The following is a 20059-nucleotide window of genomic DNA, read 5'->3' as shown; positions in this document are numbered from 1 at the left end:
CTTCAACCGGATAACTCACTCTTGTCCCCATAGAAAAAACACCTCCAAGTCTAATTTCGGCTAACAATCATCCGTTTTCAAACTTGAAGGTGTTTTTTATTTGTCTCATCTTATGGGGTCAGTCCCCTTTCATCCGGCTCTTTTCCTTTTACATCTTAATCTTTGCCTGGTCAGATTCCTTCGCCTGCTTGACCGTACGATAAGGAGAGTATGTACTTTGTTCCTCAAACTCGCCGCACAGCTTTTTTTCTTCAGCTTTTCCCGGCACAATTTCTTTGAATCGCCGATACGTCTTTAGCAGCTCTTCACGGTCGGCTCCCTTTTCATAAGCCAGCTCAACCTGCTGGAAAAATGCAATCACATCCACTGCTTCTTCGGTTGTCCAATCTTCATTCATCGGATATTGGTATTCCATTTTCTTCACTCCTTATAGATTCGCTTTCCTTTTACAAAAAGCATCTTCATTTGATCATAAATTGTTCTTTACATTCTTTCAAGTTCATAATATAATTCATTTGTTTTACGTCTAAAAAACGGTTGAGAAACTGATTTTAATACACACTAATATGCATAGGTATTACTACAAAGGTGGGAAAACAATTGTCGCAACATGAAACACCCTTATACACAGGCCTGAAAAAGCACGCAAGCAGACAGCCTGTTCAATTCCACATTCCCGGCCATAAAAAAGGGGCAGGAATGGATCCAGAGTTCAGACAATTTATCGGTGAAAACGCGTTAAGTATAGATTTGATTAATATTGAACCATTAGATGACCTGCATGCGCCTAAAGGCATTATTAAAGAAGCGCAGGATTTGGCGGCCGAAGCTTTCGGCGCGGATCATACCTTTTTTTCTGTTCAGGGAACAAGCGGCGCAATCATGACAATGGTGATGGCTGTCTGCGGACCTGGAGATAAAATCATCATTCCAAGAAATGTGCACAAATCCATTATGTCAGCTATTGTATTTTCCGGAGCTGTCCCAATCTTTATTCATCCTGAAATTGACAATGAACTAGGCATCTCTCACGGCATTACACTTGAATCCGCTAAACGGGCGCTGCATGAACATCCTGATGCCAAAGGGCTTCTTGTGATCAACCCGACATATTTCGGAGTAGCTGCTGATTTAAAAAGCATAGTAGAACTAGCCCACTCCTTTGATGTGCCGGTTCTGGTCGATGAAGCACACGGCGTTCATATTCATTTTCACGACCAATTTCCGCTTTCAGCGATGCAGGCAGGTGCAGACATGGCTGCGACAAGTGTGCATAAGCTAGGCGGATCACTGACACAAAGCTCTATTCTAAACATGAAAGAAGGCCTTGTTTCTAAAGACAGAGTGCAATCGATACTCAGCATGCTGACAACCACGTCTACTTCTTATTTGCTTCTAGCCTCTTTGGACGTCGCCAGAAAACGGCTTGCGACAGAAGGCTATCAGCTTGCTGAAGAAACGTTGAAGCTTGCTAATCAGACGAGAGAACGTCTGAACCAAATTGACGGCATTTACTGTGTCGGTTCTGAAATTCTCGGTTCTAAAGCGGCTTACAATTATGATCCGACAAAATTAATTATTTCAGTTAAAAACCTCGGGCTCACAGGACATGATGTCGAGAAGTGGCTGCGGGAATCCTTTAATATCGAAGTAGAGCTTTCAGATCTGTACAACATTTTGTGTATCTTCACACCTGGTGACAGCCAGAACGATGCAGATCGCCTTGTGGAAGCTCTACAAGAGATAGCGCGTCAAATGTCAGCAAATGATGTTACGCATAAACAGACAAAGGTACTGCTTCCAGAAATCCCGTTACTGGCGATGACGCCGCGTGACGCATTCTATGCAAATACAGAAATTGTTCCATTAAAAGAAGCAGCAGGACGGATTATCGCTGAATTTGTGATGGTGTATCCTCCTGGAATTCCTATCTTTATCCCGGGCGAGATTATTACAGAAGAAAACATCAGCTACATCTTCAAAAACATTGATGCCGGACTTCCAGTTCAAGGACCGGAGGATTCTACTTTGAGCATGATTCGAGTCATAAAAGAGCAAAAAGCTATTCAATAAATACAAAAAGCATGCGGCTAAGCCGCATGCTTTTTCTTACTCTTCATCAAGAGGACACTGACATTGTCCGCAGCATGTTCCGTATAACGTTGTAACCTTCTCATCCTCGAAGTAATGAATGGCTTCGTTACAATCTTGGCAAACAATCGTACCCATCTCTCATTCCCCATTTCTTTTAATTTTGAAAACGCTTAATTTCTTTTGTTGGTATTATATTAATATGTCACATTTAAAATGTCAACAACAAACTGTATAACACATTTATTTCAAAAACTTTTAATGTAACATGTTTTTTGTTTTCGGTTACATGAATTATCATCTTCTTAACAAACGCTTTCATTCGATACTTATGCTGAAAAGACATTGTGATTTCATGTTTTCGCGAACTTTTTTTGAATAGTGTAACGAAATTGCAAATGATTCGCGATGAATAATGTGTGCGTTCAAAGTATTGGGTTTTAAAGAGATGTTATCTCTCTTTAAAAACGGTTTCAATTATATAACAATTAGGTAACAAGAAGCAGATGACGCGGTTACTCGTGATAAACTAAAACTAGTTTACTATGGTTTATACAGAGGAGAAGATAGATGCGATATCGCGCGGTATTTCCCATACTGATGATAGTATTTGCTTTATCGGGCTGCACCCTTTCCACAATCAATCCAATAAAAAAAAGCCGAATTGACAGCATTCATCATACTCAAATCCTATTTTTTTCTGATGAAAATCAAATTGATCAAGAGGCGTCATATTATGATGCTCTGCTTGATTTAGAAAAGGATTATCCTGATCAAATAGATAAAATGAAGGTATACGATAACAGAAAAGGCTGGGAAGATGAAATCGAAACCGTCCCTACTCTCATGGTAGTTGATCAGCGGCATGTCGTTGTGAAAATAGAGGGATGTGTGAAAAAGAAAGAAGACATCATTAAACCATTACAGCATGTACTGTCTAAATAAAACAGCCCTCGCTTACAGCGGGGCTGTTTTTTATGTCATCTCTATTATTTTACGATGTGAATCGGGCTTCCGATTGCCACTTCAGCAGCTTCCATTGTGATTTCACCCAATGTTGGATGCGCATGAATTGTCATAGCGATATCTTCAGCAGTCATTCCGCCTTCGATAGCTAAACTTAATTCAGAAATCATGTCAGAAGCGCTTGCGCCGGCGATTTGCGCACCGATTACAAGGCCGTCCTCTTTACGAGTGATCAGCTTCATGAAGCCGTCTGTTTCGTTAAGTGAAAGCGCGCGGCCGTTTGCTGCAAATGGGAATTTAGCAGCAACAATGTCAAGGCCTTCTTCTTTCGCTTGTGCTTCAGTGTAACCGACTGATGCAAGCTCAGGCTCAGAGAAGACAACCGCAGGAATACCAAGGTAATCGATTTCTGCAGGCTCTCCAGCGATCGCTTCTGCAGCAATCTTACCTTCGTAAGATGCTTTGTGAGCAAGCGGCGGTCCTTCAATGATATCACCGATTGCATAGATGTTAGATACGTTCGTGCGGCACTGTTTGTCAGTTTTGATAACACCGCGGTCAGTCATTTCAATACCGACTTGCTCAAGACCAAGTTCATCAGTATTTGGACGGCGTCCGACAGTAATCAGTACGTAATCAGCATCAACGGTTTTTTCTTCACCTTTTACTTCGAAAGTGACTGTTACGCCGTCAGCTTTTTCTTCAACGCCTTTAGCCATCGCGTTTGTATGGATTTCAACGTTGCCTTTTTTCTTCAGTCTGCGAGTTACAAGGGAACTCATTTGTTTTTCGAAGCCTGGAAGAATTTCATCTCCGCCTTCAAGAATAACAAGCTCAGTGCCGAAGTTTGCATACGCAGTTCCAAGCTCAGTTCCGATGTATCCGCCGCCGATAACAACAAGCTTTTTAGGAATTTCTTTAAGAGCCAAAGCACCTGTTGAATTTAGGACACGCTCAGTATATTTGAAGTTTGGCAATTCGATAGGACGAGAACCAGTCGCAATGATTGCGTTTTTGAACGTGTATGTTTGAGCAGAATTCTCATCCATTACACGAACTGAATTGCTGTCTACAAAGTAAGCTTCGCCTTTTACTACATCTACTTTGTTGCCTTTAAGAAGACCTGCTACACCGCCAGTAAGCTTGTTAACAACAGAAGTTTTCCACTCTTGAACTTTTGTGAAATCAACTGTTACGTTCTCAGCAGTGATTCCCATGTCATCAGAATGCTTAGCATTCTCATAACGGTGGCCAGCATTGATCAGCGCTTTTGAAGGGATACATCCAACGTTTAGACAAACGCCTCCAAGAGTTGCTTTTTCAACGACTGTTACTTTTTGTCCAAGCTGTGCAGCGCGGATGGCAGCTACATAGCCGCCAGGTCCCGCACCAATTACAAGAGTATCTGTTTCAATAGGGAAATCTCCTACTACCATAACATTACGCCTCCATTAAAATTAATTGTGGATCGTTCAGTAAACGCTTGATGTGATTTAGTGCATTTTGCGCAGTCGCTCCGTCGATCATACGGTGGTCAAAGCTGAGAGAAAGAGCTAAGACTGGAGCTGCTACGATTTCGCCATCACGAACAATCGCTTTTTCTGCAATGCGTCCGATACCAAGAATCGCAACTTCTGGATGGTTGATAACCGGAGTGAACCATTGTCCGCCGGCTGAACCGATGTTTGTAATTGTGCAAGATGCGCCTTTCATTTCAGCCGGAGCAAGCTTGCCTTCACGAGCTTTTGTTGCAAGGCTGTTGATCTCATCAGAAATTTCAAAGATCGCTTTACGGTCTGCATTTTTTACAACTGGCACAAGCAAGCCTTTTTCAGTGTCAGCAGCAATACCGATGTTGAAGTAATGTTTTTGGATTACTTCATCTGTTTTATCGTCAATTGACGTGTTTAAAACAGGGAATTTTTTCAGTGCAGATGTAAGAGCTTTTACAACGTAAGGCAAGTATGTCAGCTTGATGCCTTGATCAGCAGCAACCTGTTTGAACTGTTTACGATGTGCAACAAGGTTTGTTACGTCCACTTCGTCCATTAGTGTTACGTGAGGAGCAGTATGTTTAGAGTTAACCATCGCTTTTGCAATTGCTTTACGGATACCGCTCATTTTTTCGCGAGTTTCTGGGAATTCACCCTCTGGAGCCGGTGCAGCAGCCGGTTTAGCAGCTGTTTCTTGAGGTGCAGCCGTTTCTTGCGGCGCAGCTTCTTGCGCTCCTCCGTTTACAAAGCTGTCGATATCTTCTTTCACAACACGTCCGTTGTTGCCTGAACCTGTTACTTTACGGATATCTACGCCTTTTTCACGAGCGTATTTACGTACAGAAGGCATAGCGATCACGCGTTTGTTCGGGTCAACTTCAGCTTGATCCTGCTGTCCTGCGCCAGTTTCTTTAGCAGGCTCTTCAGCACGCTCTTCTTTCGCAACATCTTGTCCAGCTTCACCAGTAGACTGAACTTGTGCTTCAGTTTTTGCGTCGCCAGACTCATCGCTGCCTTTAAATTGAAGGTCTTCGTAACCAGGTGCATCAAACGTAATGATCGTTTGTCCAACAGTTGCAACCGTTCCCTCTTCAACTTTTAATTCTAATACTTTTCCTTTAACAGGTGAAGGAATTTCTACTACTGCTTTATCATTTTGGACTTCCGCCAGTACATCATCTTCGTCAACCTCATCGTTAGGCTTGACAAACCATTTTACGATTTCGCCTTCGTGGATACCTTCCCCGATATCTGGAAGTTTAAATTCAAATGCCACAGTTCTCGACCTCCTAGTTTGATTAAGCAATTTTAAAGTTTACATCGTAAGCATTGAAAACAGATATATAATAGAGGGAAAACGTTCATCTTCCCTCTCGATTATGCAGTTTGATTAAAATTCAAGTACTTTTCTTGCTGTTTCAAGAACATCTTTATGGTTTGGAAGCCATACACTCTCCGCTTGAGAGAAAGGAAATACTGTATCAGGCGCAGCCACGCGAAGTACAGGTGCTTCCAAGCTCAAGATCGCACGGTCATTAATTTCTGCTACTACGTTTGCAGCAATACCGGCTTGTTTTTGTGCCTCTTGAACAACAATCGCGCGTCCTGTTTTTTCTACAGATGCGATGATTGTATCAATGTCAAGCGGGCTTACAGTGCGAAGGTCGACAACTTCAGCAGAAATGCCGTCTTTTTCAAGCTCCTCGGCAGCTTTTAATGATTCATGAACCATTGCGCCGTAAGTGATGATTGAAAGGTCAGTACCTTCACGTTTTACGTCAGCTTTGCCAAGCTCAATTGTGTATTCTTCTTCAGGAACTTCCTGACGGAAAGAACGGTAAAGCTTCATGTGCTCTAAGAAAACAACAGGATCGTTGTCTCTGATCGCAGAAATCAAAAGTCCTTTGGCATCGTAAGGAGTTGATGGAATAACAACTTTGATACCAGGCTGTTGTGCAACAAGACCTTCTAAGCTGTCAGCGTGAAGCTCAGGAGTATGAACACCGCCGCCGAACGGAGAACGAATGGTTACAGGTGAAGTCCAGCGTCCGCCAGAACGGTAACGCATACGAGCCATTTGGCCAGAAACTGAATCCATTACTTCGTAAACAAATCCAAAGAATTGGATTTCCATTACCGGACGGAAGCCGTTTAAGCCTAAACCAAGGGCAAGACCGCCGATACCAGATTCAGCAAGTGGCGTGTCAAACACACGGTCTTCACCGAATTCTTTTTGCAATCCTTCTGTCGCACGGAATACGCCGCCGTTAACACCAACGTCTTCTCCGAAAACTAAGACATTTTCGTCATTTTTCAGTTCTGTGCGTAACGCATCCGTGATTGCTTGAATCATTGTCATTTGCGCCATGGCTTACTTCGACTCCTTCTGTGTATAAATTTCAAATTGCTCCTCAAGGTTATGAGGCATTTTTTCGAACATGATTTTCATTAAATCAGTTACTTTTTGCTTAGGCTCAGCATCCGCTTTTTTGATCGCCTGCTTAATTTCTTCTTTTGCATCCTCGATTACTTTTGTTTCTTCTTCTTCAGACCATAGGCCTTTGTTTTCAAGGAACGCACGGAAGCGTACAAGCGGATCTTTTTGCTCCCACTCGTTTTCGATTTCTTTTGTGCGATATTTAGTCGGATCGTCACCAGCCATTGTGTGCGGGCCATAACGGAATGTCAGTGTTTCAATCAGTGTCGGGCCTTCACCGTTAATCGCCCGTTCGCGTGCTTCAGCAGTTGCAGCGTATACAGCAAGCGGATCCATTCCGTCTACTTGCACACCCACAATACCGGCAGCTACTGCTTTTTGTGCAATTGTGCCTGCTGCAGATTGTTTTTCAACTGGAGTTGAAATCGCGTAACGGTTATTTTGTACAACGAAGATCGCAGGTGCTTTATAAGCGCCGGCAAAGTTAATTCCTTCGTAGAAGTCCCCTTGTGAAGCTCCGCCGTCACCAGTATAAGTGATTGCGACAGCTTTCTTACCGCGTTTTTTAAGACCTAGCGCAACACCGGCCGTTTGAATGTATTGAGCACCGATAATGATTTGTGGAGAAAGGGCATTCACATCATCAGGCATTTGGTTTCCTCGGAAATGTCCGCGAGAGAACAGGAACGCTTGATATAATGGAAGGCCGTGCCAGATTAACTGAGGCACATCACGGTATCCGGGAAGAACGAAGTCTTCTTTTTCAAGCGCGAAATGTGTAGCAATCTGAGAAGCTTCTTGGCCCGCAGTAGGAGCGTAGAATCCGAGACGTCCTTGACGGTTTAATGAGATAGAGCGCTGATCAAGCACACGCGTAAATACCATGCGGCGCATAAGCTCTTTCAATTGATCATCAGTTAAATCAGGCATCGCCGCTTCATTCACGACTTCTCCCTTTTCATTTAAAATTTGGAACGTTTCGAACTGCTTTTTAATGGCATCAAATTGCTTCTTACTATCAACGATTACTTTTTTCGTTTTTGCAGCCATACTAAAGTCACCTCTTCCTTTCTTTTAAACAGTCATTAGACGTGCATTCCTTTTATACATACAAACTTAGGGTACCCTAAAGTATCAGCAGTAAGTCGTATATATTTTAGCCGATCCCCAGTTTGCCGAAACCATTTATGTAGGATAGTTACACTCTGCTTTGAACTGTATTATTTCGAAGTTGTAAAAAACTAATACAACACCGCTTAACATGGATTAGTTTACACCATATAAAGAAGAACCGTCAATCGTTTTCATCGCTGATTTTCAATAAATGTATTCGCTTTACATTTTCTATAAAAAAACAGATGCAGCCTGCACCTCAAACTGTACTAGTATAACCTATCACACTGTACTACAATAGAAATTTAAATTTTGAATAGAATTTTAAAAAAGAGCTGATCATAGTCAGCTCTTTTTTATATGATAGCCTGCGGCGTCATATAAATCTTCGCGGGCTTTATTATATTTCTCCGTTTGCACATCAAATTCGCCGCTTTGCTTAAGGATTTTTTTATAAGATGCATTCGCTTTTTCAATCTGCTGATCAAGCTTATCCAGCGTCAAGTCTTTGTCTTTCAGCAGCTTATACAGTTTTTGATCAAGTTTAATGGCTTTTTCATATTCTTCAGACATAGAGCTGTATGCAGCATATCTTTTTTTCATATGATCTGCCGCAGTCTCGGCCTTTGCCTTGATGTGTTTATCCTTAATATTTTCTGCGGATTTTTTGGCTTCCTCAAATTCTGATTCGGATTTTTCGATGCTCTCATTTTCAAGCTTCAGATGTTCTTCGCGTTTATTTACATTCTCTAGCGCTTCCTCTGATAATGAAACGATTTTTTTATAATCATCCATATTGAGCTTGATGACATCATTGTAGAGAGCATGTTCTTTTTTCTCTAATTCCTCGAGCGTTTTCTGTTCTTCTTGAAACGGTTTTTCTAGATCAGCGACTTTTTCTAATGAGTCATGAAGTGAATCCAGCGGATCCTGTCCCACGCACCCTGTTAATAGTAAAGTCACAGCGCAAAAGGCTCCGATTTTCACACCGTGGCGCCGTTTTATTCCGTCTTTCACGTTAAATCCCCCAATCTTGACAATTTCTACTATAGAATCCATAGAGATATTTGACAATAGCCAGATGGTTATCGCATGGCTTTCTGAGTAAAAAATAAGATCTAATCGTGAAAAATCAGGACAGATGACCATACAACTTTTTTGTTTTTACATAGGTTATTGTAGACGCTATGCCTACTACAAGGCTCTGGCGTAATTAAAAGAGGAGGTTATGTTCATGTACGGTTATGGATATGGTTACGGCGGAGGCTGCTGCAGTTATGGTTACGGATATGGCGGAGCAGGATATGGCCGCACATTTGCGTTAATCGTTGTTTTATTCATTCTGTTAATCATTGTTGGAGCTGCTTATTTAGGCGGAGGCTGTTGCTAATTACACAGTAAAACACTGACCAGCCTTTACGGCTGGTCATTCGTTTCGTTGCACCTTTACGAAGAAATCCGATATAATTTACATATTAAGCTTTAGGAGTGAAGTTTCTTGATTACTATGGAAAACATCGTGCGCGACGGCCACCCTGCCTTAAGAGAGACAGCAGAGCCTGTCGGGCTGCCTGCCACAGAAGAAGAAAAACAGCAGCTGGCAGATATGATTGAATTCGTAAAAAACAGCCAAAATCCGGAATTAGCTGAAAAATACAATCTGCGCCCCGGCGTAGGACTTGCGGCACCTCAAATTAATATTAATAAACGGATGATTGCAGTCCATGCAGAAGATGCTTCCGGGAAGTTATACAGCTATGCATTGTTTAACCCGAAGATCGTCAGCCATTCCGTTGAACGAAGCTATTTAACAAGCGGTGAAGGCTGCCTGTCAGTTGATGAGGCAATTCCCGGCTATGTTCCGCGCTACGCTCGTATCAGAGTGAAAGGAACAACACTGGAGGGAGAACAAATAGACATTCGTTTAAAAGGATTTCCGGCGATTGTATTTCAGCATGAAATCGACCATTTAAATGGCGTTATGTTTTATGATCATATCGATAAAGAAAATCCATTTAAAGAACCTGAAAACGCGATGGCGATTGACCGCTAAAAGAAAATATGCGGCTGACACTATAAGTGCCAGCCGCTTTTTTATTTTAGCAGGCCTAATTCTTTGACAGCATAAGCAATTCCATCCTCGTCTACAGGCTTTGTTACAAAATCCGCAACTTCTTTTAATTCAGTAACGGCATTCCCCATGGCAACGCCTGTTCCGACAAACTGAATCATTTGCAGATCATTTAATCCGTCACCGAAGGCATATGTATCGCTGATATCAAACGGAAGGCGCTCGATTACTTTTTTAATCCCTTCCGCCTTCGATCCGCCGCGCGGCAGAACATCAGTCGAAAGCTCATGCCAGCGCACAAGATCGAATTCTGGAAAAGCCCCATAAACTTTTTCTTCTTCATCCTGGCAAAACAACAGAAGCTGAAAAATTTCTTTTCCTTCATAGAAGAGGTCATCGGTTTCAGGATAGTCGGTTTTCAGGCTTCCGATTCCCTCTAAGACATGAGGATGGTCAGCAACAGTCGCTTTCATTGTATCTTCAGCCATAAACACAACCGGGTGGCTCCCTTCTCCCGCCTGTTTTAACAATCTTCTGATTGCCTCTTCAGGCAGCGGATTCTTATAAATCACTTCATTTTCAAAGACGACATACTGACCGTTGTATGAAATAAATGAGTGAATGCCTAACTCCTCTAAAATCGGCTTCACAAGAAACGGGGACCGCCCGCTTGCGATAAACACATGGTGTCCCTGCCTCTGAAGCTCCGCTACCGTTTTTCTTGTGCTTTCCGGTATCTTTTTGTCGTGATCATATATCGTGCCGTCAATATCGAAAAAAATTAATTTTGAGTCCATCGTTATTCCCCTTTATCGTCTAAATCTGCAATTCCCACACTCATCATACAAAAAGATTTCGGTTCAGCAAACTATTTCCCTCAAAAACAAAATAAAATTCCATTAATATCCACGAAAAGTCCGTGCTAAACTCCGCATACTATTTGTATAAAACAGCCTTGGACAAGTATCAATCGAAGGAGGGACCGCATTATGCTTCGGAAATTAAAAAAGAAACTCAGAAGACAATGGAACGGAATGCTCCGCAGGAGAGCCATTGCCTGATAAGGAATCTGTCACTTTTTGAAAGGTCCTTATTTTGCTCAAGACTTTCCTTATATTCCGTTTTCGAATATAATAGAATAAGCGAGTCTAACATACGGCATTTAAGGAGAGATTTGGATGATTTATAAGGTATTTTATCAAAAAAAAGCTGAGGAAGTACCTGTTCGGGAAAAAACAGATTCACTTTATATTGAAGGCGTATCAGAGCGTGACGTCAGAACGAAACTGAAAGACAAGAAATTTAATATTGAATTTATCACACCTGTTGACGGTGCTTTTTTAGAATATGAGCAACAGAGTGAAAATTTTAAAGTATTGGAGTTATGAGCGGTATGAAATTTGTAAAAAACGATCAGACTGCTGTTTTCGCCCTCGGAGGACTGGGTGAAATCGGTAAAAATACGTATGCGGTGCAGTTTCAGGATGAAATTGTGCTGATTGATGCGGGGATCAAGTTTCCCGAGGACGAACTGCTCGGTATTGATTACGTCATTCCCGATTACACGTATTTAGTTAAAAACGAAGATAAAATTAAAGGGCTTTTTATCACTCACGGGCACGAAGACCATATCGGCGGCATCCCGTACCTGCTTAGACAAGTCAATATTCCCGTTTACGGCGGTAAACTCGCGATCGGCTTACTTCGGAATAAACTTGAAGAGCACGGATTATTAAGACAGACTAAGCTTAACATCATCGGTGAGGATGATATCGTAAAATTTCGCAAAACGGCTGTGTCATTCTTTAGAACAACACACAGTATTCCGGATTCCTACGGTATTGTTGTAAAAACGCCGCCCGGAAACATCGTACATACTGGAGATTTCAAATTCGACTTTACTCCAGTCGGCGAGCCGGCAAACTTAACGAAAATGGCCGAAATCGGCAAAGAAGGCGTTCTGTGCCTCCTTTCAGACAGCACAAACAGTGAAAACCCGGAGTTCACTATGTCTGAACGCCGTGTCGGAGAAAGCATTCATGACATTTTCCGCAAGGTGGACGGCCGAGTTATCTTCGCTACATTTGCGTCGAATATTCACCGCTTGCAGCAGGTAATTGAGGCTGCTGTATTAAATGGAAGAAAAGTTGCCGTATTTGGACGCAGTATGGAATCGGCTATCGAAATCGGACAAACTCTCGGCTATATTAACTGTCCTAAAAATACGTTTATTGAACATAACGAAATCAATCGCATTCCTGCCAATAAAGTAACAATCCTGTGTACAGGAAGCCAAGGGGAACCAATGGCAGCTTTATCCAGAATTGCAAACGGCACACACCGGCAGATTTCAATCAATCCTGGAGATACAGTCGTATTTTCTTCATCCCCTATCCCGGGCAACACAATCAGCGTGAGCCGCACAATTAACCAGCTGTATCGCGCGGGGGCCGAAGTTATTCACGGACCTCTTAATGATATCCATACATCCGGTCACGGCGGACAGGAAGAACAAAAGCTGATGCTTCGTTTAATCAAGCCTAAATTCTTCATGCCGATTCACGGTGAGTACAGAATGCAAAAGATGCATGTCAAGCTTGCGACAGATTGCGGCATCCCTGAAGAAAACTGCTTTATCATGGATAACGGTGAAGTATTGGCGCTTAAAGGCGATGAAGCTTCAGTTGCCGGTAAAATCCCATCCGGTTCAGTATACATCGACGGTAGCGGTATCGGTGATATTGGAAATATCGTGCTTCGCGACCGCAGAATTCTTTCTGAAGAAGGTCTTGTGATCGTCGTTGTCAGCATAGATATGGATGACTTTAAGATTTCAGCGGGCCCTGACTTGATTTCCAGAGGGTTTGTTTACATGAGAGAATCAGGTGATTTGATCAATGACGCCCAGGAGCTCATTTCAAACCACTTGCAAAAAGTCATGGAACGAAAAACCACTCAATGGTCAGAAATCAAAAATGAGATCACGGACACGCTTGCTCCGTTCTTATATGAAAAAACGAAACGCCGCCCAATGATCCTTCCGATCATTATGGAGGTTTAAAAAAAGATGCACTCACTTAGGAGTGCATCTTTTTTATTGCAGTGCTATATGCTGAAATGACTTTACATCAAACAACCCTGTTGTCGTCATTTTGATGTCAGGAATGACAGGCAAAGCCAAAAATGAAAGCGTCAAAAATGGGTTAAACCGGTCTTTGAAACCGATGAATGAGAGCTTTTCATGAAGCGTCATTAAGCTTTGATTCACTAATTCTGCAGATTGGTCGGATAATAACCCCGCAATCGGCAGAGGAACCGAGTGAAGTTCTTCCCCATCTTTTATAACTGTTAATCCGCCGCCAATTTCCTGCAGCTTATTAACTGCGGCTGCGATATCGGTGTCATTTGTCCCCACGGCAATGATATTATGCGAATCATGTGAAATCGTTGTGGCAATCGCCCCGCTTTTCAAACCAAATCCTTTCACAATACCAAGTCCCGTTTCTTTTAATCCCTTATGCCGTTCCACGACTGCAATCTTTAACAAGTCAAGATCGATATCAGGCTGAAAAATGGGTGCTTCCGGAGCCGGAACACTCATCAGGCGTGTTTCAAGCTGATTTGGTATGATTTGAATGACATTCATCTGCTGCTGGGGATCAATTGGCATATGAAAATCCTGTTCGGAAAGAGGAGCAGCAAGGTTAACGGAATGAAGCAGCGCCGGGTCTGGTGTTAGCGTATGAGCTTGCGCCTGACAGACTGCTTTATTATCTTCAGCAACAGTTTGTCCTTTTACCAACGTCTTTGTGACAGTGACATTTTCCACATCTGAAATAAAGAGCAAATCGGCGTCAAATCCCGGAGCAATCGCTCCCTTTGTATCTAGTCCGTAGCATTCCGCTGCATTCAGGCTTCCCAATTGGTATGCCAAAAACGGATCAAGACCTGCTTGAATAGCCATTTTCACCTGATGATTCACACTTCCCTCTGACAATAAATCATCTACGTGTTTATCATCAGTACAGAAAAAGAAACGGCGCGCATTCTTTTCATTAACAGCCGGCAGCACTTTCATTGTATTTTTGGCGACTGACCCTTCTCGCATCATGACGTACATTCCTCTTCTGATACGATCCAGCGCTTCTTCCTTCGTCGTTACCTCATGATCGGTCAAGACAAAAGCGGTTCTGTAAATATTGATGAGATCAGTTGACAAGCCTGCTAAATGTCCGTCAATCCGTTTCCCCGCGCTCCGGGCATCAAACAGCTTATTAACCATGTCTGCTTCACCCTGCTCAACCGATACATAATCCATCACTTCAGCCAGACCCAATACCTCTTTCTCTTCGTAAAATGGCTTCAAATCGGCCGCCCGAAGTACCGCACCGGATCGCTCAAAGCTGGCGGCAGGCACACTGGAGGGAAGCATAAAATGGATATTCAGCGGTGTTTGGCGAGCCTGTTCAATCATAAATTTGATCCCTTCCTGACCGGATACGTTCGCTATTTCATGCGGATCGGTAATGATGGTCGTCACGCCATTCGGCAATATGGCTTTTGCAAACTCGATCGGTGTCACCATTGATGACTCAATATGTACATGACCATCAATAAATCCCGGCACAATGACTTGCCCCTCTGCATCAATGGTTTCTTCACCTTCATACTGGCCGAGGCCTACAATAACTCCGTCTGTTATCGCAATATCTTCATAAATCCACTCATGATTATATACGTCCATGATTTTCCCGTTCTTAATGACGATGTCAGCTTTTTGTCTGCGGGCTGAAGCATTCAGCCTTTTGACCAGCGCTTCTTTATTCAAATGGCCCCCTCCTCTTTTTTATTTATATGGTACAATATGCTATCGGAACGCTTATCCGTAGTCAATAAAATTTTAGTAAATTGGCGCTCAGTTCATTAAAGTTGTTATATTCTGATAATATTAAAAAACCGCCCCTAAGGACGGCTTATATTTCTTCTATTTCGTATGAAGAACTCTTTTCTCAAAACGTGAAATATCCGTAACCGATCCAATGACGATGAGAATATCTTCTTGATGTATCACTTCAGTCGCAAGCGGCGACACGATGACTTCCTTGCCCCTTTTAATCGCTACAATATTAATCCCGTATTTCGCCCGTATATCTAAATCGAGAAGAGTATTTCCGGCAAGACGGCTGTTGGCCACGATCTCGACAAGACTATGCTCTTCTGACAGCTCCAAATAATCAAGTACATTGTTGGAAACGATATTATGCGCAATTCTTTTTGCCATATCACGTTCCGGGTGGACAATGTGATCCGCGCCGATTTTGGACAGCACTTTTTCATGGTAATCGTTCTGAGCCTTAACTGTAATCGTATTGACACCCAGTTCTTTGAGAATCAGAGTTGTTAATATACTCGCCTGAATATTTTCACCGATCGCAACAATGACGTGGTCAAAATTCCTCAAACCTAAATTTTTCAGAACAGATTCATCGGTCGAGTCTCCGATGACGGCATGTGATGCAATCTTGGCATACTCGTTGACTTTATCTTCATCAATATCCATCGCCATGACCTCGACGCCCTCTTCGCTCAATGCTTTGCATATACTTCCACCAAAACGGCCGAGTCCAATTACGGCAAATTCTTTTTTCATAGTGGTGCTCCTTTACCTAACATCATATTGATCAAATTTTAACATATTCTTTTGAGGCAGTGTTAATTTCATCAACCTTTTGGCAGCGAATTCATATGCTGCTTAAGCCGTTCAGTAAAGCCCGGGGTCAAATAAAGCTCCGCTCCCCGTTCAATCTCGATTTGATAATGCTGAGGAGGTGCTGTTTCTGCTTCTTTTCGGAGGACGAGAAAGGTTAAACAATCGGTATAGAGCTTTCCCCCTGCTTCAACGTCTACAAATGCCGGCCGATAGGTAAGAGATTCAACCCCTTCCCTTTTATACAAATAGGCGACAGCTGAAAAAGGAAGACGATATAACACCCCTTCTGTCGTGCCTCCGTCTTCAGTGATATCCGCTCTTGAGCCGTCTGGTCTTTTTAACGTAAAGCGGGTTGTATACCCTTTTAATACTCCTCCCACTGGATCTTGAAAATAATGATCAACCCCTGCTTTTTGAAAACGGGCATTGTCCATACAAGATCCGTAGGCAAAATAGTACACGGGATCTTTAGATTTGCTGATCATCTGATGTTCTTTCCAGTCACCGCTGCCTATTTTCACAAAGTCAGCATTATCATCTTTTTTCATATAATATACAAGTGCTTCCTTGATTCCAGCATCAGTTTCGACATGTACAGATTTCTTGTGGTAGCCTTGATACAAAAGATCAAGCTTATGTATACACGATGCATCTGCTTCATATATCTCACCGCAAATATAGCCATCAGCCCCAAACACGGCCGCAGGTTCCTCGGCTGCCGTATTAAAAAGACTTCCCTTTGTCCGCGCCTGCTCACTGATACAAGCCGACTGTGATAACAAATGATGATTTTTTTCATGCTTCCTTAAGGTCCCATATACAAACAGAAGCGAGTTCATCTTGTTTTTCCCCTCTCAGCTGTCAGATTTCAAAGGCAAAACAACTTGAAAGATGCTGCCTTTTCCAGCTTCACTTTCAATCTTCAATTCCCCGTTATGTTCCTTTAATATTCTCAAACAAATGGCGAGCCCCAGCCCTGTGCCTTTCTCCTTTGTTGAATAAAAAGGTTTTCCGATTTGCTCAAGCTTTTCCTGTGACATGCCGTTCCCTTCATCTTTTACGCTTATTACGGCGTGTGAAGCTGTTTTAGCAGTGGAAATCGTTACGACACCGCCCTTTGGCATTGCTTCGATTCCATTTTTAATAATATTGATAAAAACCTGCTTCAGCTGGTTTTCGTCCCCTTTAATCATACAGGCTTCCGTCTCACCAAAATTCTTTTCAATAGCAATATTGGACAATATGGCATTCGTATCAAGCAATGTCGTGACTTGTTTCAAAATTTCATTGATTGGTTGCGTTTTAAATGTAATTTCCTGCGGCTTCGCAAGCAGCAGCAGCTCGCCGAGCACCAGATCAATTCTTTTAATCTCTGAAAAGATGATATCAAAATAATCTTTTCTATCCGGATATGATGTTTTCATAATTTGAAGGAATCCGCTGACGGACGTTAAAGGATTTCTGACTTCATGTGCAATGCCGGCAGCCAGTTCACTCGTGATTGACAGTTTCTGCGACTCCCTCGCAAGCCGTTCATTAATTTCCAGAAGCTCATCTTCAGCCTCTTTTCGCTCAGTGATGTCTGACATTGTACCCAGGCTTCCGGTAAATTGCTCATCTCGGTCATAGTAAAGTTTATAGTGAACCTCGCCCCAAAAAATCGTCCCGTTCTTTGTCACATATTTTGCCGTAAACATCCCCGAGGACGCTTTGTTTTTGATTTGAGTGTTAATGTGATCAGCTACATGCTTTTCTTTTATGAAGTAATCATTATACATTGTCCCCATACATTCACTGATCGAAAAACCTGTGATGGCTGCCCACGCTTGATTTAAGTATGTAATTTCGCCTTTTGCATTGGTTTGAAAAACGATCTCCTGTAAATTATCCATGATGCGGTTCTTCTCATCAGAAAGCTGTTTATACTTCCATTCATTATCTTTCATTTTCTTGACCAGCTGTTTTTTCTCATCGACATAATACGCCAGCATCCAGACACTGAAAATCGTTACTGCTGTATACACAATGTCAACAGGCCAATTAATCGGGTTTTTGCCTATAAAATAAAATAAATAATCCCAAAACATAATAAAAATCATCGCCAAAATAATGGAAATGATACGTGCTTGATATTTTCTCATATGACCACCTGCCGCTTGTGTTTCTCTGTTTATTGTACCATTCTTCGACAAATAATTGAGTAAAATATGTAAAGTATCCCAAATCATTCATTACCTTTTGTTCATGATGTCATATCTTAGGCGGCGGTAATCAGAAATCGGCACGCAAAAAAAGGCGGAGATTACACCATTCCGCCTTTTTCAACATATATTATTCTTTTAAAGCGGCTTGAATTTCTTCGAGAAGCAGCTGTGCGCCTTCAGGGCTTAACGTAATTTTACCGTTGCCGTATTCTTTATTTTCTGAAGTGATTTCCCCAGTCATTAAACAAATGCCATGAGGTTTGTACTTTTTCAAAATAATTTTATCGCCCTCGACAAAAAACTCAATGCTGTCTTTGATAGCAATATCCAGTGCCCGTCTTAACTCTATCGGCATAACAATACGGCCTAATTCATCTACTTTTCTTACAACACCTATTGATTTCATAAAAACCCTTCTTCCTTAAATGTTTCTTTTTTCATGTAATATTCAAGGTTGTCCCTCAATATATCGTAGACGTACGAAACTTAGAAAAAGTTTCCCGCTTTCTTGAAGAATCGCAAGATATTTTTTCCATAAAACCGAAAAATGTATTACTTCTGTTACACCCTTCCGCAGTTTTTTACAAAAACATTTCTTTCCCGACGCACACCCCCAAAAATCGCTTCTTTTCTTAGAAACTTTAAATGTAGAATCATATAAAATCAGGATAAAGATTGGGTGAAAACATGTTTCAATCAACTGAAATTGGAATTGACTTAGGAACAGCTAATATACTTGTTTACAGCAAAAATAAAGGAATCATCTTAAATGAACCTTCTGTTGTCGCAGTAGATACAACGACTAAAGCAGTGCTTGCGATCGGGACTGACGCGAAAAATATGATCGGTAAAACACCGGGGAAAATTGTCGCTGTCAGACCGATGAAAGACGGCGTTATCGCTGACTACGACATGACAACTGATTTGTTAAAGCACATCATGAAAAAAGCCGGAAAGAGCATCGGCATGTCGTTCAGAAAGCCGAATGTCGTTGTGTGCACACCATCGGGCTCAACTGCAGTAGAACGCCGTGCCATCAGTGACGCGGTGAAAAATTGCGGAGCGAAAAACGTCCATTTAATTGAAGAACCGGTGGCAGCTGCAATCGGAGCGGATTTGCCGGTTGACGAGCCGGTTGCTAACGTGGTGGTAGATATCGGCGGCGGGACGACGGAAGTCGCGATTATTTCCTTTGGAGGCGTTGTCTCCTGCCATTCAATCAGAATCGGCGGAGACCAGCTTGATGAGGATATCGTTGCTTTTGTGCGGAAAAAGTACAATTTGCTGATCGGTGAACGCACAGCTGAGCAGGTTAAAATGGAAATTGGCCATGCATTGATTGAGCATGTGCCGGATGCAATGGAAATTCGCGGACGTGACCTTGTAACTGGGCTACCGAAAACCATTATGCTTCAATCAAATGAAATTCAAAACGCGATGCGTGAATCTCTCCTTCATATTCTTGAAGCGATTAGAGCCACACTTGAGGACTGTCCTCCTGAATTAAGCGGAGACATTGTCGATCGCGGCGTAATTTTAACAGGCGGCGGGGCGCTTCTTAACGGGATCAAAGAATGGCTGTCAGAAGAAATCGTAGTACCTGTACACGTGGCGCCAAACCCTCTTGAATCCGTGGCAATCGGCACCGGCCGTTCTTTAGAGGTGATTGATAAGCTCCAAAAAGCGGTTAAATAATCCTTTTCTCGCAAAATCTCATAAAGTAATTGAAATTCCTGCTTCTTTTTTCCTCTCTCGCTTCATATTGTGGGAAATGGAGAAACGATAAGGAGGAAACAGATGCTTAGAGATTTAGGAAGACGGGTAGCGATTGCAGCCATTTTGAGCGGAATCATTCTTGGGGGCATGAGCATTTCACTGGCAAACATGCCTCATGCGCCTGAAGGCACTGTAAAAATAAATCATCCATAAGTGTTGAAAAGCCCAAGACCATTTTGTTTTGGGTTTTTCTCTTTG

21 protein-coding genes are annotated in these 20059 nt (G+C 42.3%); 8 read left to right on the top strand and 13 right to left on the bottom strand.

Annotated elements, in window-relative coordinates:
• Window positions 1-148 precede the first annotated feature (148 nt).
• Window positions 149-415: a UPF0223 family protein gene (locus WA325_RS20060; protein ID WP_024121266.1), complete on the bottom strand. Its 267-nt coding sequence runs from the start codon at window positions 413-415 to the stop codon at window positions 149-151.
• Between the two features lie 185 nt (window positions 416-600).
• Here WA325_RS20060 and speA point away from each other — a divergent pair, with 185 nt between their 5' ends.
• The gene (gene speA, locus WA325_RS20055) at window positions 601-2073 is read left to right on the top strand and encodes an arginine decarboxylase (RefSeq protein WP_202852489.1); all 1473 of its coding nucleotides are present in this window, start codon (window positions 601-603) and stop codon (window positions 2071-2073) included.
• A 36-nt stretch (window positions 2074-2109) separates the two neighbouring features.
• Here the strand turns inward: speA and WA325_RS20050 are convergent, their stop codons facing one another.
• A complete protein-coding gene (locus WA325_RS20050; protein ID WP_010334106.1) occupies window positions 2110-2229 on the bottom strand; it encodes a GapA-binding peptide SR1P in 120 nt (39 codons plus the stop codon).
• Between the two features lie 432 nt (window positions 2230-2661).
• Here WA325_RS20050 and slp point away from each other — a divergent pair, with 432 nt between their 5' ends.
• Complete coding sequence (gene slp, locus WA325_RS20045) at window positions 2662-3036, top strand: peptidoglycan-associated lipoprotein Slp (protein WP_024121264.1); 375 nt, start codon at window positions 2662-2664, stop codon at window positions 3034-3036.
• A 44-nt stretch (window positions 3037-3080) separates the two neighbouring features.
• Here the strand turns inward: slp and lpdA are convergent, their stop codons facing one another.
• From lpdA to WA325_RS20020, 5 genes are all read right to left on the bottom strand, one after another.
• The gene (gene lpdA / locus WA325_RS20040; RefSeq protein ID WP_105954163.1) at window positions 3081-4493 is read right to left on the bottom strand and encodes a dihydrolipoyl dehydrogenase; all 1413 of its coding nucleotides are present in this window, start codon (window positions 4491-4493) and stop codon (window positions 3081-3083) included.
• A 4-nt stretch (window positions 4494-4497) separates the two neighbouring features.
• Window positions 4498-5826, bottom strand: coding sequence for a pyruvate dehydrogenase complex dihydrolipoyllysine-residue acetyltransferase (gene pdhC, locus WA325_RS20035; protein ID WP_024121262.1), 1329 nt, complete (start codon window positions 5824-5826; stop codon window positions 4498-4500).
• A gap of 114 nt (window positions 5827-5940) precedes the next feature.
• Window positions 5941-6918 carry a pyruvate dehydrogenase complex E1 component subunit beta gene (gene pdhB / locus WA325_RS20030; protein ID WP_014113660.1) on the bottom strand — a complete coding sequence of 326 codons (978 nt, stop codon included), beginning with the start codon at window positions 6916-6918 and terminating at the stop codon, window positions 5941-5943.
• Window positions 6919-6921: 3 nt separating this feature from the next.
• A complete protein-coding gene (gene pdhA / locus WA325_RS20025) occupies window positions 6922-8037 on the bottom strand; it encodes a pyruvate dehydrogenase (acetyl-transferring) E1 component subunit alpha (protein ID WP_024121261.1) in 1116 nt (371 codons plus the stop codon).
• 408 nt (window positions 8038-8445) lie between these two features.
• Window positions 8446-9117 carry a YkyA family protein gene (locus WA325_RS20020; RefSeq protein WP_202852487.1) on the bottom strand — a complete coding sequence of 224 codons (672 nt, stop codon included), beginning with the start codon at window positions 9115-9117 and terminating at the stop codon, window positions 8446-8448.
• A gap of 217 nt (window positions 9118-9334) precedes the next feature.
• Between WA325_RS20020 and WA325_RS20015 the strand changes: the two genes are divergently transcribed.
• Both WA325_RS20015 and def read left to right on the top strand, forming a co-directional pair.
• Window positions 9335-9490, top strand: a complete 156-nt coding sequence (locus tag WA325_RS20015; protein ID WP_024121259.1) for a YjcZ family sporulation protein — start codon at window positions 9335-9337, stop codon at window positions 9488-9490.
• A gap of 108 nt (window positions 9491-9598) precedes the next feature.
• Window positions 9599-10153: a peptide deformylase gene (gene def, locus WA325_RS20010; RefSeq protein WP_044156028.1), complete on the top strand. Its 555-nt coding sequence runs from the start codon at window positions 9599-9601 to the stop codon at window positions 10151-10153.
• Window positions 10154-10194: 41 nt separating this feature from the next.
• Here the strand turns inward: def and WA325_RS20005 are convergent, their stop codons facing one another.
• Window positions 10195-10968 carry a Cof-type HAD-IIB family hydrolase gene (locus WA325_RS20005; RefSeq protein WP_099042909.1) on the bottom strand — a complete coding sequence of 258 codons (774 nt, stop codon included), beginning with the start codon at window positions 10966-10968 and terminating at the stop codon, window positions 10195-10197.
• A gap of 381 nt (window positions 10969-11349) precedes the next feature.
• Between WA325_RS20005 and rnpZA the strand changes: the two genes are divergently transcribed.
• Window positions 11350-11559: an RNA polymerase subunit omega 1 gene (gene rnpZA / locus WA325_RS20000; protein ID WP_010334097.1), complete on the top strand. Its 210-nt coding sequence runs from the start codon at window positions 11350-11352 to the stop codon at window positions 11557-11559.
• A gap of 5 nt (window positions 11560-11564) precedes the next feature.
• Entirely contained in the window at window positions 11565-13232 is a 1668-nt protein-coding gene (rnjA, locus tag WA325_RS19995; RefSeq protein ID WP_010334096.1) for a ribonuclease J1, read from the top strand.
• 33 nt (window positions 13233-13265) lie between these two features.
• Here the strand turns inward: rnjA and ade are convergent, their stop codons facing one another.
• The 5 genes from ade to abhA all read right to left on the bottom strand — a co-directional run bounded on the left by ade (window position 13266) and on the right by abhA (window position 18491).
• Window positions 13266-14999, bottom strand: coding sequence for an adenine deaminase (ade, locus tag WA325_RS19990; protein ID WP_336184113.1), 1734 nt, complete (start codon window positions 14997-14999; stop codon window positions 13266-13268).
• 156 nt (window positions 15000-15155) lie between these two features.
• A complete protein-coding gene (gene ktrC / locus WA325_RS19985; protein WP_010334094.1) occupies window positions 15156-15821 on the bottom strand; it encodes a Ktr system potassium transporter KtrC in 666 nt (221 codons plus the stop codon).
• A gap of 71 nt (window positions 15822-15892) precedes the next feature.
• A complete protein-coding gene (locus WA325_RS19980) occupies window positions 15893-16720 on the bottom strand; it encodes a gamma-glutamylcyclotransferase (protein ID WP_336184112.1) in 828 nt (275 codons plus the stop codon).
• A 15-nt stretch (window positions 16721-16735) separates the two neighbouring features.
• Window positions 16736-18022: a two-component sensor histidine kinase KinC gene (gene kinC, locus WA325_RS19975; RefSeq protein WP_185847999.1), complete on the bottom strand. Its 1287-nt coding sequence runs from the start codon at window positions 18020-18022 to the stop codon at window positions 16736-16738.
• Window positions 18023-18212: 190 nt separating this feature from the next.
• Complete coding sequence (gene abhA, locus WA325_RS19970; RefSeq protein WP_024121253.1) at window positions 18213-18491, bottom strand: transcriptional regulator AbhA; 279 nt, start codon at window positions 18489-18491, stop codon at window positions 18213-18215.
• Window positions 18492-18772: 281 nt separating this feature from the next.
• Between abhA and mreBH the strand changes: the two genes are divergently transcribed.
• Complete coding sequence (gene mreBH / locus WA325_RS19965) at window positions 18773-19780, top strand: cell shape-determining protein MreBH (RefSeq protein ID WP_024121252.1); 1008 nt, start codon at window positions 18773-18775, stop codon at window positions 19778-19780.
• A 102-nt stretch (window positions 19781-19882) separates the two neighbouring features.
• The gene (locus WA325_RS19960) at window positions 19883-20014 is read left to right on the top strand and encodes a protein YkpC (protein WP_105954157.1); all 132 of its coding nucleotides are present in this window, start codon (window positions 19883-19885) and stop codon (window positions 20012-20014) included.
• Window positions 20015-20059: the final 45 nt, after the last annotated feature.

This window comes from Bacillus sp. 205(2023) (assembly GCF_037027485.1).
GTDB lineage: Bacteria > Bacillota > Bacilli > Bacillales > Bacillaceae > Bacillus > Bacillus halotolerans.
This window is presented reverse-complemented; position numbering and strand designations above follow the sequence as displayed.